The organism is Chengkuizengella sp. SCS-71B, assembly GCF_040100845.1.
GTDB lineage: Bacteria > Bacillota > Bacilli > Paenibacillales > KCTC-33759 > Chengkuizengella.
Genome location: NZ_JAZHSH010000001.1, coordinates 2,404,759 through 2,421,286, shown reverse-complemented (window position 1 = coordinate 2,421,286; position 16,528 = coordinate 2,404,759). Strand labels below are relative to the sequence as shown.

At 31.6% G+C, this 16,528-nt stretch carries 19 protein-coding genes; 16 read left to right on the top strand and 3 right to left on the bottom strand.

Features of this window, described 5'->3' with window-relative positions:
* The first annotated feature begins 81 nt into the window (after positions 1-81).
* Positions 82-903, top strand: a complete 822-nt coding sequence (locus VQL36_RS11790) for a hypothetical protein (protein WP_349249503.1) — start codon at positions 82-84, stop codon at positions 901-903.
* A 2-nt stretch (positions 904-905) separates the two neighbouring features.
* Here the strand turns inward: VQL36_RS11790 and VQL36_RS11785 are convergent, their stop codons facing one another.
* Together VQL36_RS11785 and VQL36_RS11780 are read right to left on the bottom strand one after the other, a co-directional pair.
* Positions 906-1,349 (bottom strand): SRPBCC domain-containing protein, encoded by a 444-nt coding sequence (locus VQL36_RS11785; protein ID WP_349249502.1) that lies wholly within the window; start codon positions 1,347-1,349, stop codon positions 906-908.
* A 148-nt stretch (positions 1,350-1,497) separates the two neighbouring features.
* A complete protein-coding gene (locus tag VQL36_RS11780) occupies positions 1,498-2,574 on the bottom strand; it encodes a site-specific integrase (RefSeq protein ID WP_349249501.1) in 1,077 nt (358 codons plus the stop codon).
* Between the two features lie 305 nt (positions 2,575-2,879).
* Here VQL36_RS11780 and VQL36_RS11775 point away from each other — a divergent pair, with 305 nt between their 5' ends.
* Positions 2,880-3,833 carry a helix-turn-helix domain-containing protein gene (locus tag VQL36_RS11775; RefSeq protein WP_349249500.1) on the top strand — a complete coding sequence of 318 codons (954 nt, stop codon included), beginning with the start codon at positions 2,880-2,882 and terminating at the stop codon, positions 3,831-3,833.
* A gap of 138 nt (positions 3,834-3,971) precedes the next feature.
* On the opposite strand, the gene VQL36_RS11770 is transcribed toward VQL36_RS11775, so the two are convergent.
* The gene (locus VQL36_RS11770) at positions 3,972-4,409 is read right to left on the bottom strand and encodes a DNA starvation/stationary phase protection protein (protein ID WP_349249499.1); all 438 of its coding nucleotides are present in this window, start codon (positions 4,407-4,409) and stop codon (positions 3,972-3,974) included.
* Between the two features lie 249 nt (positions 4,410-4,658).
* Between VQL36_RS11770 and VQL36_RS11765 the strand changes: the two genes are divergently transcribed.
* The 14 genes from VQL36_RS11765 to VQL36_RS11700 all read left to right on the top strand — a co-directional run bounded on the left by VQL36_RS11765 (position 4,659) and on the right by VQL36_RS11700 (position 16,486).
* Positions 4,659-5,315 (top strand): HAD-IA family hydrolase, encoded by a 657-nt coding sequence (locus VQL36_RS11765; RefSeq protein WP_349251173.1) that lies wholly within the window; start codon positions 4,659-4,661, stop codon positions 5,313-5,315.
* 321 nt (positions 5,316-5,636) lie between these two features.
* Positions 5,637-6,116 carry a hypothetical protein gene (locus VQL36_RS11760; protein WP_349249498.1) on the top strand — a complete coding sequence of 160 codons (480 nt, stop codon included), beginning with the start codon at positions 5,637-5,639 and terminating at the stop codon, positions 6,114-6,116.
* Between the two features lie 89 nt (positions 6,117-6,205).
* On the top strand, positions 6,206-6,691 hold the full coding sequence (locus tag VQL36_RS11755; protein ID WP_349249497.1) for a hypothetical protein: 486 nt from the start codon (positions 6,206-6,208) through the stop codon (positions 6,689-6,691).
* Between the two features lie 97 nt (positions 6,692-6,788).
* Entirely contained in the window at positions 6,789-7,271 is a 483-nt protein-coding gene (locus tag VQL36_RS11750; protein ID WP_349249496.1) for a hypothetical protein, read from the top strand.
* Between the two features lie 144 nt (positions 7,272-7,415).
* A complete protein-coding gene (locus VQL36_RS11745) occupies positions 7,416-7,706 on the top strand; it encodes a hypothetical protein (RefSeq protein ID WP_349249495.1) in 291 nt (96 codons plus the stop codon).
* Complete coding sequence (locus VQL36_RS11740; RefSeq protein ID WP_349249494.1) at positions 7,703-8,023, top strand: hypothetical protein; 321 nt, start codon at positions 7,703-7,705, stop codon at positions 8,021-8,023. Before VQL36_RS11745 ends, VQL36_RS11740 begins: the two co-directional genes overlap by 4 nt.
* Positions 8,024-8,560: 537 nt before the next feature.
* Complete coding sequence (locus VQL36_RS11735) at positions 8,561-9,694, top strand: cation:proton antiporter (RefSeq protein WP_349249493.1); 1,134 nt, start codon at positions 8,561-8,563, stop codon at positions 9,692-9,694.
* Positions 9,695-9,836: 142 nt separating this feature from the next.
* A complete protein-coding gene (locus tag VQL36_RS11730; protein WP_349249492.1) occupies positions 9,837-10,322 on the top strand; it encodes an arsinothricin resistance N-acetyltransferase ArsN1 family A in 486 nt (161 codons plus the stop codon).
* A gap of 163 nt (positions 10,323-10,485) precedes the next feature.
* Positions 10,486-10,812 (top strand): antibiotic biosynthesis monooxygenase, encoded by a 327-nt coding sequence (locus VQL36_RS11725; RefSeq protein ID WP_349249491.1) that lies wholly within the window; start codon positions 10,486-10,488, stop codon positions 10,810-10,812.
* A 229-nt stretch (positions 10,813-11,041) separates the two neighbouring features.
* Positions 11,042-11,734, top strand: coding sequence for a CoA transferase subunit A (locus VQL36_RS11720; protein WP_349249490.1), 693 nt, complete (start codon positions 11,042-11,044; stop codon positions 11,732-11,734).
* 13 nt (positions 11,735-11,747) lie between these two features.
* Positions 11,748-12,407, top strand: coding sequence for a 3-oxoacid CoA-transferase subunit B (locus VQL36_RS11715; RefSeq protein WP_349249489.1), 660 nt, complete (start codon positions 11,748-11,750; stop codon positions 12,405-12,407).
* A gap of 24 nt (positions 12,408-12,431) precedes the next feature.
* The gene (locus VQL36_RS11710; RefSeq protein WP_349249488.1) at positions 12,432-13,607 is read left to right on the top strand and encodes a thiolase family protein; all 1,176 of its coding nucleotides are present in this window, start codon (positions 12,432-12,434) and stop codon (positions 13,605-13,607) included.
* Between the two features lie 263 nt (positions 13,608-13,870).
* A complete protein-coding gene (locus VQL36_RS11705) occupies positions 13,871-15,160 on the top strand; it encodes an MFS transporter (protein WP_349249487.1) in 1,290 nt (429 codons plus the stop codon).
* 69 nt (positions 15,161-15,229) lie between these two features.
* Entirely contained in the window at positions 15,230-16,486 is a 1,257-nt protein-coding gene (locus VQL36_RS11700; protein WP_349249486.1) for a MerR family transcriptional regulator, read from the top strand.
* Positions 16,487-16,528: the final 42 nt, after the last annotated feature.

Sequence of the window (16,528 nt, the reverse complement as noted above, 5' to 3'; positions counted from 1 at the left end):
TCCTAGTATACAATATCACATCCAACTTAGAATTACAGAAAAAAATATTAATTTTCATATCGATAGAAAGGAGATAAAAGTATGAGGTTAACGTGTGTGGTTGTTTTGCTTTTTTTCCTAACAGCTTGCAGTAATAGTAATTTAAACTTGGAAGAAGAGCTGGCGCATATTAAAGAGGAAAACAAGAAATTAGTAAATCAATTAGATCAAATTAGTGATGAAATAGACTTGCTTAAACAAGAAAATTTAACTGTATTACAGAAATTGGAGCAATTAAAAATTGTTAATGATCAATTAGAAGCAGATAATGAGCAGTTACAAAGTGAAAATGAGGATTTAAAAGAACAAATATTAAACATAGAGAACGGAGAAAATTTACCAGATTCACCTCAAATTAGTGAAGAAGATTTAATTTTAAATAAGGCAGATGAAATCATATGGTTATTAGAAGCGCAAGATATGACACAATTATCTACATTCATCCATCCTATCAATGGGGTAAGATTTTCTCCTTACCTTTATGTAAATGTAAATAGCGATTTAGTATTTCAATCTAATCAAATGTCTGGCTTTATGACAGATAACAACGTATATACTTGGGGAAATTATGATGGTTCAGGTGATCCAATCCAGTTAACTACAGTAGATTATTATAATGCTTTTGTTTATAGTGTTGATTTTGCCAATCCAGAGCAAGTTAGCTACAATCAAATATTAGGAACTGGAAACATGATACAAAATCAATTTACAGTTTATCCTGATGCAAACATCGTGGAATTTTATTTTTCTGGATTTGATCCTCAATATGAAGGAATGGACTGGCAAAGCTTAAAATTAGTTTTTGAAGAATACAATGGGGAGTGGTTTATTGTTGGTATAATTAAAGGAGCTTGGACGAGTTAATTTCATCTGTCGGACTCCATATTAGATTTTAAACTGCTCAATGCTTGCCCCCAAGCTTTGATATGCCATTTTTTAGCTTTAATCCAATCATCTGTATCATTCCATCCAGTATGGTCTAGAATTAGTTTAGTACCATTTTCATAAGGTATGAAAGAAATTTTAACTATAGTAAGTGCATTTTCATCATTCATCACATCTTTAAATTCGTCAGGACCTTTCCATTGAAACTCAATAAAACTGGGTTTTTCAAAACTTAGAATTTTACATTCAATCGTACTCATGCTGTTTTTGTTGGTTGGATCAAAATAAAGCTCATATTTTCCATTGTCCTTTAATTGTATTTCTGCGGCTGGAGCAAACCATGTTGTAATTTTATTAACTTCTGTCCAAGCTTTCCAAATTAATTCAACATCAGAATTTACAAAAATTTCAGTATGTATTGTCATGAATAACTACTCCTTTCAATAATGCTTTTTTATAACTTATCATATCGTGATAAATTATTATAGTAAAATTTTAAATAATAATTAAACCTTGTATATAATTCAATATTCTAATGGATTTGCATTATTCTGATACAATGGGTTGAACTTCTTACAAATCCACAAACTCGCTTACGTCGTGCTCTTTTTTCAATTCTCTATACAAATAGTTTTGTTTTGTTATTCTTGGATCACTGTGATCCAAGGTATCTGCAATATGATCGAGAGGAGCCCCGTTGGAATAAGCAGTTCGTGCAAAAAAATGTCTTAAAAAATGGGGAGTGACTCTTTCTCCTTGAACAGTTGTTAAACCAGCTTCAGCTAATTGTTTTGATAAGGTTGTAGATAAACTAGATAATGTATACCTTTTACCATGACGATTTGGATAAAAGGGAGAGTCATCTTTTGCATTCAATTCCACGTTTAATCCAACTCTACTTCTATATTCTAATATCTCTTCTAGAACATACTCTTTTATTAATGCGTGACGAACTTTATCTCTTTTTGTGATCGTCTTTAAATAGTACTTGTTTCGCTTTGAATCATAATATAGATCAGACCAGTTTGGTGTTATGATTTCTGAAAGTCGTAAACCGCTAGTAGCAAGCAGCATAATAATTGATTTTACCTTTGGGTTATTTCCATAATATTGTATTGTTTGTTTCATTTGTTCTACAGATATATCCCTTTCAACAACTTCGGCTTTGTTAATCCGTACTGGATAAAATCCTCTGTTTAAATCCTTTTTTGTATACCTTTCTTGATAACACCACTTTAAAAAACTCTTTACAATATTTATTTTTTTTGTAATCGTACTGCTTTTATCGTACATTTTTTCGATATGCAGTTGATATCCTTCCACATTTCTACGACTTAATTGACGGATGTCATCAACCTCATATTGCTTAATCACTTGTATAAATTGCAGTAATTCTCTTACGTATTCTTTTTTAGACTTTTCCTTTCTGTTTTTCCCTCTCATATGTATATATACATAGATCATTTCCAAGTTACTTAAATGTCTGTAATCGTAATTTCCATCCTCATCCTCATTTTGAGAGAACTTTCGATAAATCGCTGAATACCCTTCCTCATTTAATAATAGGTAAAACATCTCCTTCCTATTTTTTTCTAAAAAACGACTACTATCAAATTTATTAAACATTAATTCATTTAAATTAACTTTCAAAAGTATCACCTACAAAATATAAAATATTAATTAATATTATATCAAATTAATTAATAAATGGTAGGTAAATATATTAAATATATGATTTAAGTCTAAACAAAAATAATAGGTTATTAGTTTATTTTGAATGTAACTATAGTATTTATATTATGTTTGATATTAATTTAAAAAGTTATATACATATGATATAATTAAAACATGTTTATCTAATGTATATAAATATATAAATATTTTTATGATTAAAATGAATATATAAGTTGAAAGAAATGAATGAAAGTAGATGGTGATTAAAGTTGAAAAAATACATGAGTATTAATGAGGTAGCAAAAGAGTTTAATATTAGTAAAACTTCAGTTTATAAGCTGATGGAGCATACTAATACAGAAAAAAGGTTGGAGCCTATTAATAGGGAAACCCATAGGGGGGATGGAGGATACAAGTTTAAAGCTCAGGATGTGGAGAGGATCAAGTCGTTTTACAAGAAAAAAGATCTGACTTCTTCAGATGCTGCAAAAATATTAAACGTTTCCACCACCTATGTACATAAGTTAATCAAGAATAAAGATTTGGAGTATTATGAGAGTGAATACAAGGGAAAACGAACGTTTTTTATTAAAAAAGAAGTGGTCGAGCAATATAAATTGAATCATCCGGAGCTAGAGAAAAACGATGTGATTTATCATAAAAAAGAGGGGCTGTTTTTGTTTCAACCTTTTAAAAAAGAAGGGCAATTAGCACGCATTTATAAAATAAATAGTAAAGGGAGAAAAGCAGAGTCTTTTCTTATTACTGAAAACGGAGAAGAGATTTCACTTGAAAGAGCGGAAGAGGAAGGATGGAAGCGGGAAGTTGTATTAGAACAGAGAAAGAATATCGCAACGTATGGAACAGCAAAATTTCATTTCCCTAAACCGGCCTCTATAGATTCATTGATTTATGATATTATTGTTCAATTGCTAAAGCACGTTGGTGTTAACAATATTAAAATTGAAATTGATGATAAAATATTGGTTGAAGTAAAAAAATCTGAGCTTCAAGGAGTCCAATCACAGACCCACTTTGATTTTATTAATACGCTTAAAAAGTTTATTGTTGAAGGGAAAGTCATAGAAAAATATGATGGGATATTAATAGATACTGGATTGACTCCTATGACTTTCTACATGGATGAGGAATTGAAAGAAAAAATAATGAACGAAATAAATGAAACAGGTGTATCTATGCATGAGTGGTTTAAACATAAGGTGAATGCAAAGTGAAACTATAATGGAGAATGAAAGAGGATTCAAATATTATTTTGCAAAAAAAAGAATAATGAATAAATTTAAACTTAAGTTGTCATGTTAAGAACACCCACTGAATCTTATGCAGCGGGTGTTGAACTTAACCCTATAAATTTATTTTTTTAAATAAGCAGAAAGCTTCCAGTTTTCCATTTCAAAATCACATAAAATATCTTGTAGTAAGTTTGAAATGCTGATTTGTTTTTCTTGATCAGCTAATTCAATCCCATTTTTCAGATCAAGGATTAATTTATAGAGATCATCGGAAACAGATTGCACCATTTCAAACGCGGTTAGTCCATTTTTTGCTTCTTCTATGGAAGCCAATTGTAAATATTCCTTCATTGTAGCAGCTGGTATCATATTAACAGCCAGCATTTTTTCTGCAACCTCGTCAATATATGTTGCCACTTCACCATATAACTCTTCTGAAGCTCTATGCAATTCAAAAAAATGTTCACCTGTTACAAACCAATGATAATTATGCAGTTTTGTATACATCACATTTAAATTTGCCAATAATTCATTCAAACAATTTTTTAGATCAGTCATATTTATATCCTCCTCATATGTACAATAAGCTTTAATAATTAACATAGTGTAAACATCTTTTCATAGGTTAACCGTTCTTTGTGAAATTATTACAATTTCATTTTTTTTGCTAAGCTTTCATATTAGAATGACTTGATGAGTTAAAATTGATATACTATTTTCATCGTCTTTTTTTATATTGGATTTTCATTAATTTATATTTCTTTTCAGGTAGTGAATGAACTAGCATATTTAGGAGGATATTTTATGATAAAAGCAATAGTATTTGATTTTGACGGAACGATTCTTGACACTGAAACTCCATGGTTTGATGTTTATTTGGAAACTTATAAAGAATATGGTGTAGATTTACCAATTGAAGTATGGAGTCAGGTGATTGGAACAGATGGAGTTCATATTTTATATGATTATTTATTAGAAAATGCGACGAAAGAAGTTGATCTCCAAGAAGTTAGAGTAATCACAAGTAAAAAACATAAAGAAGTAATGGAAAAGAAAGAGTTGCGTCCAGGAGTTGAGGAGTACTTTAAAGAAGCCAAAGAAATGGGTTTAAAATTAGCTATTGCTTCAAGTTCAAGTCGTGAGTGGGTAGAATATTTTCTAAATAAATTTAATATTAAACAATATTTTGAGATATTCAAAACATCCGATGATGTGGAAAATGTTAAGCCTGATCCGGCACTTTACCTTGAAGCCATAAAGGGACTCGGCATATCTGCAAATGAAGCAATTGCAATTGAAGACTCACCAAAAGGAGCGCAGGCGGCAAAAGCTGCTGGATTACATTGTGTTACTATTCCTAACGATATTACAAAGTTACTGCCATTTGAAAAGGTAGATTTACAAATTACTTCCATGTCCGATGTATCTTTAAAGTGGGTTATTTCACAAATTAAAAAGAATTAACTTAAATTGATTTAGTGAACTCGTTTAAGCAAAGCTTAAACGAGTTCACTCACATGATCCACCCACAAACTCCTTTAAAATCCTTCCTTACTATTTTAAACAAGTATTACTAAAGCTAACTCCGTTAATTGAAATCCCAACAGCAGAAACATTATAAACTTTTCGACACTACAAATATCAAAGGGACAGAGTTTATTTGTTCTATCAAAACCGTTCTAGTAGGGCTACGACTATTTTTATTAAAAATAGTTATACGTACAAGCAAATATGTTTTTTTCTGTATAAGATATATTGATTTCAAATTAAGGAGGTGCGCTTAATATGACCGTACCTGTATTTTTCAAACAAGAAGCTGAACCTATTATCATTCCAGAAAGTGGAGAATTTGTAACTTTGCTTAAATTACCTATACCAGTCCGTTATAAACATTGTGTAATTAAAATTGATACTTTTTTTGAATTAAATTTTTTAGTTCAGTCAGCAGAAACATTACAGCAAGCCGAACCTTTTAAGTTAGCTTTGAACTATCAGCTACTTGATGGGTTTGGTGAAAATTGTAATGAAATAACACCTGTTTTAGCTGAAACCATCTCTGGAACTCCAGCAGGTTTATTTTTTGAAGCAGAAACTAAACAGTTATTTCAGGAAGAAAGCAATACAACACCTAATGCAACAGTTATTACAAATCCTCTAGTTAATGAAGCAGTTTATTTAGTAGCGAATATCAATGAAACTCAAGGAGTTTTTGTGCCTAGAGCACAGTTTAGAGCGATAAATGCAACAATACTTTCTTCAGCATAGCAATCAAAAATAGTTATACGTACAAGCAAAAAGCTTCCCATCATCATATAATACAATATCTTCTCTGCAAGGGAGGTGAATAAAATAACATGACAATTGCTTTTTTTACTCAAACTGATGATCCACCCATTTTATTACCAAGGGACGGAGGAGTGGTAACATTATTGTCTTTGGATATACCGAAATGTTACAAATATAATTTATTAAAAATTGATGCTTTTTTTGAATTAAATTTTTTAGTAGGTACTGAAGAAAGAGAGTCAACACTTCAACAAAATGTTCCCTTTATGGTGGATTTAAATTATCAATTATTTGATGGTGTTGGTGATGGTTGTATTGCACTGACTCCTAATTTAGCAGAAACGATTAGTGGAACTGCCATTCTTGCATCTGAAAATGGGGAAGAACAGTTGATAGATTTTGAAAGCAACACAACTCCAAACCTGACAATCGTTGCAGAAGGTTTAGTCAATCAAACTTTAAATTTGGTAGCAAATTTAAATAACTTACAGGGTGGAGTGATTCTCCCATTTGTAGCTTTTAGGGCAATAAATGTTACAGTATTCACTAATTAAATACAATATTACCTTTAAATAAGTTCATTCATAGTTGTCTGTAAAGGCAATTATTTAAATATACTAAAACAACATAAAGAAGGGGGGGATTAACTCAATGACTTCCTCTATATTTTTTGCCCAGACAGGTGATCCACCTATCGAATTACCTGAAACAGGTGAAGAGAGAGTTCTTTTAAACTTGCAAATACCAAAATGTCTTAAACATAGTTCTTTTAAAGTTGATAGTTTTTTTGAGCTCAATTTTCTATTAGCTGGAGCAACACCTCTACACGTAGTTGAACCTGCACCTTTTAAAATTGCACTAGAATACCAATTGCTAGATGGAATAGGAGATAATTGTAATGAAGTTACACCACGATTAGCTGAAACTATTAGCGGAACGGTTATAACTGGGGCTGAAAATAAAAATATTGACCCTGTCCAATTGGAAAGTAATACAACACCGAACTTAACTGCTGTTTGTGAGGAATTGCAAGAATCGTTTTATTTAGTTGCTAGTGTCAGAGAAATCCAAGGAGTGGCATTATTACCAACCGTTCAATTTCGTTCATTAAATGCATATACAGTAAGGTTTTGAAATTATAATCTAGTTTTAAAAAATTATTTTTCGAATTTATGTCGAAACATTAAAATGTTTAAAATGTAGTATAAGAGCGGATTTTTGTAACAAAGAAGTCAAGTTTGAATATACTATTATTGTAAGGAAGGAGGTTTTTATAAATTGGACTTAAAAATGAATGAAGTTAGAATAGAAGAAATTATAGATAATGTTAATGCTAATTTAGATGCAGAATTTTATAATATAGATTCAGCAAATGTAAAAAATACTAGGATTTTAGCCTCTGCTCAACCTGATACAAATGCATTTTTAGTAACAAAAACTGCACCTGAAAATATTATAAATACTATGGTAGCGTCAGGTGAATATTTACTGACGGCTCCTTCTTTAGATGCAAATCAAACTGAAGATAGAACGCTAGTATCGGTGAGATTTAAGGCGTTTGTAAAATGAATAAAAATGTTTTTAATATATTTCAAAAATTAAATACTAGTGAAGGTGCACTTATTCATAGACCAACCTTAAATGAAATCATTATTAAATTGCCTTTAAAAGATTTTAAAATTAAATTATTTACTCCTTTATTTGATATAGAGATTAACTCACCAGCCAAGATTAAAATTCTAGCCATTTCTAAAAATAGATTTGTAGTTGAAATTAAAACTAGTGAATTTAAACTTATTACTTTAGTCTCTAGATTAATACTTGAAGTTTTTAACCCTAAGGGAGATAGAATAATAAGAATCATTGCACCGCCTGAAAGATTGTGAAGAAAATTAAACATGGATCAGAATCAGATTAACTCTTTCATTGATTTAAATTATCACTCATTTGATGATATGATTCTAATGTAACTGTAATTGTACAAGAATAATCTTTGATTAGTTGTAAGTATTGAAGAAGCTAAGAGTTTCGGGTGTTCAATTAGATAAATTATACTTTATTATTAATTTAATATAAATATGAAAATAATTAACCCTTGCTCAATAGAGTGAGGGTTTTTAGGCATGTTGCCGAGCCGGTGGCTTGAAAAAAGCCTATCACCTAGCTAATGGGGAAGATAAGCTGTAAGCAAGGGCGTCTTTGGTTATTAACGATAAAATGATAACTTTATAAACTTTTTAAATAATTTTATTTAAAAAGTGAAACGATTGTTACATCAACTCCGTATTCCATATGGGATCAAAATTAAAGCGTATTTTTTTATGGTTATTTCGATGACACACACAGTAAGTAGTATGCTTTTTATTGTATTAGGAATACTATCCAAAAGCTTTTGACTTTGGGAAAAGGGAGAGAAAAAATAAGTGCTTATCATTGAATTAGCAGCTATCTTGTTATTTTCTAAATTAGCTGGAGATATTAGTGTAAGATTAGGGCAGCCAGCAGTATTAGGAAAATTATTAATTGGTATTGTTTTAGGTCCAACCGTGTTAGGGATTGTTACAAATACAGATGTATTAGAAGAAATCAGTCAAATTGGTGTTATCTTGTTAATGTTTATTGCAGGACTTGAAACGGATGTACAAGAATTTAAAAGAACTGGAAAATCTTCTACATATGTAGGTGTATTAGGTATTGTTGTTCCACTAACTATAGGTTATTTAGCAGGGATTTATATGGAATTACCAACATTGGAAGCTGTTTTTCTTGGGTTATTGCTTTCTGCTACGAGTGTAAGTATCTCAGTTCAAGCTTTAAAAGAAATGGGTAAATTGAAGTCAAAAGAAGGTACTACGATTTTAGGAGCAGCAGTAATTGACGATATCCTAGTCATTATATCATTAGCATTTCTAATGAGTTTAGCTGGTGGAGATGTTCAATTAGGAGAAGTGATTCTAAAGAAAGCGCTTTTCTTTGTTGTAGCTATTGGTTTGGCGTGGAAAGTAGTACCATGGGTGTTGAAAAAGTTTGCTCCTCTTAAGGTGAGTGAGGCGGTTATATCTGCAGGATTAATTATTTGTTTCAGTTATGCCTTTCTAGCTGAATATGCGGGGGTAGCTGGCATCATAGGTGCTTATATAGCTGGTGTTGCAATCAGTTTAACAAACTATAAACACGAAGTGTTTGAAAAAGTAGAAACGATTAGTTATTCTATTTTTGTACCCGTATTTTTTACATCTATTGGTGTTCAGATTGAGTTTATAGGAATAGGAGATCAAATTGGGCTTATTGTTTTTCTTAGTATTATTGCAATCTTAACTAAATTGCTTGGATCTGCGGTAGGAGCAAAACTTGCGGGTTTTAATTGGAGAAGTTCATTTGGAATTGGATCGGGAATGGTTTCTAGGGGAGAAGTGGCTTTAATTATTGCAGCAATAGGGTTAGAGGCAGCCTTATTAACTGAGAAGTTATTTGCAGTTATTGTAGTAGTGGTCTTAATTACAACTATTTTAACCCCACCTATGCTGAAATTGTTTTTTGATAAAAAACATGTGTAAACATACCTAAATGTAATTTAATATATTCACAACAAATTTTAAAGATTATTTATGATGACAAAAATAAAAATTGTAAGATACACTACATCAAAAATTATTGATTTATTGTTGAAAAAATATAATTTAAGTGGGAGGACTTAAAATGGAAATAAGATTGGCTGAGTTTAAAGATCTGATTCCTATTTTAAACATATATAATCAGGGGATTGAAGATCGTATTGCCACCCTTGAGACAGAAGTTAAAAATATGGAGTACATAAACAATTGGTTTAAAAATCGAGATGAGAAATATGTGGTTATTGTAGCTGAAGAAAATGAACAAATTGTAGGCTGGGCTTCTATAAATCCTTATAATTCAAGATGTGCTTATAATGGAGTTGGAGAGATCGCAATATATATTGAACGTGATTCTCGAGGAAAGGGCATTGGAAAAGCACTTTTAAGAGAACTTGAATTGAAGGCAACACAATTTGAATTTCATAAATTATTACTTTTTACATTTCCTTTTAACAAGTTAGGTCAAGGTCTTTATTTGAAAATGGGGTATAGAGAAGTTGGGGTCTTTAAAAATCAAGGAATATTAGATGGGAAATTTGTAGATGTGATGGCGATGGAAAAATTACTATAATTTAAAGTGATAACTCTATTAAGTTAAGGTAGTATAGTTGGAATTTATAAAGATGATTGGAAATTATTGTGTTATACTTGATGAAGTAAATGAGAACTTCAATCAGCACATACTTTAAGTATAAGATGGATAGGTTAAAGAATAACTTAGGGGGAATTTATACATGAGTGGAATTGCTAAAACACCTCAGCCACCATATTATGCAGTGATCTTCTCTTCCCAGCGAGCAGAAGGTGACAATGGTTATGGTAAAATGGCTGAAAAAATGGTAGATTTAGCTTCCCAGCAACAGGGTTTCTTAGGTGTGGAAAGTGCACGTGATGAGGGTTTGGGGATCACCGTATCCTATTGGGAATCTTTAGATGCAATTAAATTATGGAAGGAAAACTCGGCACACAAAATAGCACAAGATAAAGGCAAGACAGATTGGTACAAAAATTTCTCACTAAGGGTTTGTAAAGTAGAGAGAGATAAGTATTTCGAAATGTAGTTTCTTCAAAGCTAATTATATGCATTTATTTTTTACCCTAGCAAGCTCTTTGATCCTGATTTATAATAATTAAAGCAGGATTTTTTTAGAGGGGGATTACATATACAGTTCCAAGATTTTTAGGAATAATCTTTTTTAGAAACCATATCTTATTTGTGTAATCTTTCTGTCATAAAGTTTGGCAAATTTTCAAGTAGTTATATGAGTATATCTAAGGAGGTCATATGAAATGAAGCAAATACACTCTTCTTTTCAAGATGCAGTTAAGAACATCCACGATGGTTCAACGCTTATGGTAGGTGGATTTGGATTAGTTGGCATTCCTGAAAACTTATTATTAGCTTTAGTTGAAACAGGAGTAAAGGATTTAACAATTATATCTAACAACTGTGGTGTTGATGATTGGGGATTAGGACTGCTCTTGAAAAATAAACAGATAAAAAAAATGGTAGGTTCATACGTGGGAGAAAACAAAGAATTTGAACGCCAAGTGTTAGCTGGTGAAATAGAAATTGAACTAATTCCTCAAGGTACGTTAGCAGAACGAATTCGTGCAGGTGGAGCAGGGATACCTGCTTTTTATACTCCAGCTGGTGTTGGAACATCAATAGCAGAAGGTAAGGAAGTAAGAGAATTTAATGGAAAAGAATACTTGCTAGAGACCGCTTTAACCGCTGACCACAGTTTAGTCAGAGCTATAAAAGGCGATAAAATGGGGAACCTAGTTTATAATAAAACGGCTAGAAACTTCAATCCGATGATTGCTGCGGCAGGGAAAACAACCATTGCAGAATTAGAAGAATTAGTAGAAATAGGACAAATAGAGCCTGATCAAATTCACACACCGGGTGTTTATGTGCAAAATATAATTGTTGGACATCAAGAAAAACGAATTGAAAGAAAAACTATAAGACAAATATAAAGGAGAGAAGAACATGTCTGATAAACATCTTATTCGCGAGACCATTGCTAGAAGAGCAGAGCAAGAAATTGAAAGCGGTTTCTATGTAAATTTAGGAATTGGTATGCCTACGTTGGTTGCAAATTATTTACAAAAAGATAAACAGGTTGTTCTTCAATCTGAAAACGGATTATTGGGCATAGGTCCGTTTCCGACAGAAGATGAATTAGATCCAGATCTTATCAATGCTGGAAAAGAAACTGTAACAGCGATTCAAGGTGCTGCTTTTTTTGATAGTGCAGAATCTTTCGGAATGATTCGAGGGGGGCATATTGATATCGCTATTCTTGGCGGTATGGAGGTCTCTAAGAACGGAGATTTAGCAAACTGGATGATACCTGGAAAGATGATTAAAGGAATGGGAGGAGCAATGGATTTAGTCCATGGTGCAAAAAGAATCATCGTGATTATGGAGCATCTTAGTAAAAATGGTAAACATAAAATTGTAAATGAATGTGCTCTCCCCCTTACAGGTAAAGGTGTAGTGGATAGAATTATTACGGAGCGTGCTGTTCTTGATGTAACCGACAATGGGTTAAAGCTTGTAGAAATCTTGGATGATAGTTCTATATCAGAGATCCAGGCTGCAACAGAACCTAATCTAATCATAGAGGAAACTTTACTTAATCAATAATTTCATGACCTGAGGGGGATAATTATGAGAAATGTAGTGATTGTATCAGCAGTGCGAACACCTATTGGAACATTTGGGGGTGTTTTTAAAGATCTGAGCCCTATAGATTTAGCAGTACCTGTATTACAGGAAGCGGTTAAAAGGAGCAACATTGATAAAGAAGATGTAAATGAAATTATTTTAGGTCATTGTATTCAAAGAACAGATATGCCTAATATTGCTAGAACAGCTAGCTTAATAGCAGATTTTCCAGATACAACTACAGGTTTCACAATTCAACGTCAATGCTCATCAGGTATGCAAGCCATTATTTCTGCTGCCTTACAGATTCAAACTGGGTTATCAGATACCATTGTTGCCGGTGGTGTAGAAGCGATGAGCTCAAGTCCATATGTGCTCCATCAACATAGATGGGGAAAAAGATTACAACACGGAAAAGTATCAGATAGTGTTTGGGAAATATTAGAGGACCCTATTCATCATATTATGATGGGTGAAACAGCAGAGAATTTAGCAGATTTGCATCATATAACACGTGAAGAACAAGATGAAATATCATTACTTAGTCATCAAAGAGCATTACATGCAATTAATAAAGGGTATTTTGATTCTCAAATTGTACCAATCAAGGTCAAGAGTCGAAAACATGAAACGATAGTTACAAAAGATGAACATCCACGTGAAAATATTACGATAGAAAATCTGATGAAATTAAAGCCGGCTTTTCGTGATAATGGAACCGTGACTGCAGGGAATTCATCAGGATTAAATGATGGCGCTGCTGCTCTTGTACTTATGGATGAAGAACTTGCTTTAAAAAGAGGTCTGACCCCTCTAGCAAGAATAGTCGGATTTCAAATAGCTGGAGTAGATCCAAAACTGATGGGTCGTGGACCTGTACCTGCAATTCAGAAAGGCTTAGCAAAAGTAGATTGGTCTTTAGAGGAAGCAGATTTAATTGAAATTAATGAAGCATTTGCAGCTCAATATTTAGCGGTAGAAAAAGAATTAGGATTAGATCGAAATAAAACAAATGTAAATGGCAGTGGCATTAGTTTAGGACATCCTATCGGTTGTACCGGTGCAAGAATCGTTACAAGTCTTGTACATGAATTAAAAAGGCAGGAATTGAAAAAAGGGATTGCCTCCCTTTGTGTAGGTGGAGGCATGGGAGCGTCATTGTTTTTAGAAACAACTTAATAAATAGAGTGTAAAACCAGGGAGCAAAGTTTCCTGGTTTTTTTCTTTTCTAATGTGTATGGGTGGTATAAGATTGGGTTAACCCGATTATAAATGATTTTTTTAAAAATTTAGAATTAAATTTACCTGTTGTTGTCGCCCCATCCCGATGATTTACACTTGTTATGAAGAGGTTAAGTACTGGAAAAAATACATTCAAAATGTGATTAATGTTCATTATTTTCACATAGTACTTTACTTGTAATTTGAAGGAGGGCAACAACATGAAAGTGAATGTAATTAAATCAGTAAGAGATCCAAAATCTGACTTAAAAAATATTATATTATTAGGATCAGGTCAATTTGTTTCAATGTTTGGCACATCGATTTATTCTTTTGCAATCAGTTTATACATCTTAACGGTAACAGGATCTGGATTATCCTTTGCTACAAATTTAGTACTATCTATTTTACCAACGATCATATTAGGACCTATTGCTGGAGTATTAACAGATAGATTAAATCGTAAAATGATTATTGTAGGCTCAGATTTATTAAGTGGAGCGGTGCTGCTGCTTTTATTTTTTGTCAGTTTTGTACAATTCAATTTAATCTGGATTTACACAGTCACACTGATATTGAACATCCTTAGTACATTATTTTTTGTTTGTTTAGAATCTGCAAAGCCAAATGTCGTACTTGAAAAGAATTTAATGAAAGTGAATGCTTTAACGCAAATGATTTCTTCAAGCTCTTTTATTTTGGGACCTATGATAGGCGGATTAGTATTTGCTTTTATGGACATTAAATTATTCATTTTAATCAATGCGATATCTTTCCTTGTTTCAAGTTTATCTGAACTTCTTATTAATTTTAACTTTAGTACTGGTGATGACACGAAAGAAGTTAAAAAAGAGAAGACAAGAATTTTCAAAGATATGAAAGAAGGATTCTTATATTTAATCAGTCAAAAACAATTAACTGGAGTTCTAGGGTTATTCATACTCATCAATATTTTATATACATTTTCAGTTCAAATCCCTATACCCTATATCATTATTAATGTGTTGGAACTTAGTGATTTCTCGTTTGGTATCATTGAGGGTGCTTTTCCAATCGGTATGTTATTGGGAGCAATTATTGTAGGTAAATTTAGTGAGAAGTTAATGGAATACAATAAATTATTAATTTTAATGACGATGATTTCATCTGTGTTAATCTTCTTATTAGGTGTACCAATATTAATGATTAGTAATGAATTTAAAATGTTTTACACGATTTATTATGTTTTGATTCATGTGACATTTGGGATTGTTATTTCTTTTGTTGACATCCCTGTGTTGACCATGTTACAAAAAAAGATTCCAGATGAATTAAGAGGTAGAGTTCTTAGTGTTACAGTGACATTAGTGAAAGCGTTTGTACCGTTTGCTATGCTCATATCGGGCAGCATGTTAAATATCTTTCCTGCTTTTTGGTTAACTTTAGTTGGGGGAGTATTATTGTTGCTAATAAGTTTGAGATATTATGTTCGAAACGTGAAAAAAACTTCATTAGGATCACAACAAGCTTAAATAAAAACAATGATGTTGAAGTTCTGGATATGTTTGAAAATGATCAAATAAGAAATTAAGGTGATATGAATGAAAATAGGAAAATTTTCAAAAAAGAATAATATAAGTGTGGACAGCATTAGACATTACATGGACATGGGATTGATCATTGCTGAAAAGGTGGGGGGGAAATATTACTTTGAAGATACTTGCCACCAAGATTTAAAAGATATCCTCTACTTTAAAAAACTTGGGTTTACATTACATGAAATACAAACTATCTTTAGATACAAACGTCTCGGAATATTATCGCCCTTTCAGCAATTTGAGTATTATACAACTTTATTTGATAATAAATATAAAGAAATTGAAAATAAAATAAAAAAATATGAAGAAACAAAACAATATCTTCAAACAGAAATAGAGATGAATCAAAGTCGAAGGGAAAAACGTTTAAAACTAGGTATACCTTTATCAGCGCTTTCTCTGATGGCGTGCCACCAATGTCGAAGTAAATTAAATGTAAAAAATGCAGAAATTGAAAATAATCAATTATTAAATGGGAGTTTAAAATGTTTCTGTGGGAATCAATATTTCATTGAAGAAGGTATTTTATGTACAGAAGACCAATATGATAAGCTGAAAATAAGGAAAGAAAATGACCAAATAAGTATAACAAAGGATATCATTTCAGACTATATTCATACGGTAGATGGCAATCTTATAGATCAGATGTATAAATGTTTGGATTGGATGTATAAGAAAATAGACCCTAATGATATGGTAGATAAAAATATTTTGGAGCTTGGTACAGGTATAGGTTTATTGTTGAGACATGTTTATGAGATCATTCCAGATGAATCATTTTACATTGCTGTAGACCATCAATATGAATGTTTGCAATATGTGAAAAACACCTTGGAAACTAGTGATCAAACGAAAAACATACTATTTATTTGCTCTGACTTTTTAAATATTCCTATTAAAAATAAAAGTATAGATTATTTATTTGATCTTGGAGGGACCACGAATTATAACTTTGAACATGACACTTTTTTATTAAAAGAGACTGATCATTATTTAAAGGAAAACTGCAATATATATGGGACTTATATGTTGTTTAAAAACTTCATAGAAAATAGTATTGTACATCAGTTAAAACAAAGACATTTGTTTACATTCTCAGAAATGGAAAAACAAATGAAAATACTTCAATATAAAACGATCGATGATACCATCTTTGATGATGAAATAAAACCTGAGGATAAATATGAAAGTTATTTTGTTGAAGGAGAAAAAGTGTTTTCTTATTGTTATGCTGGGAAGAAAGTCCCGTTTAATCTTTAATTACCTCGGCTTTCTTGCATATCTCTCTAAGGAAACCTCATT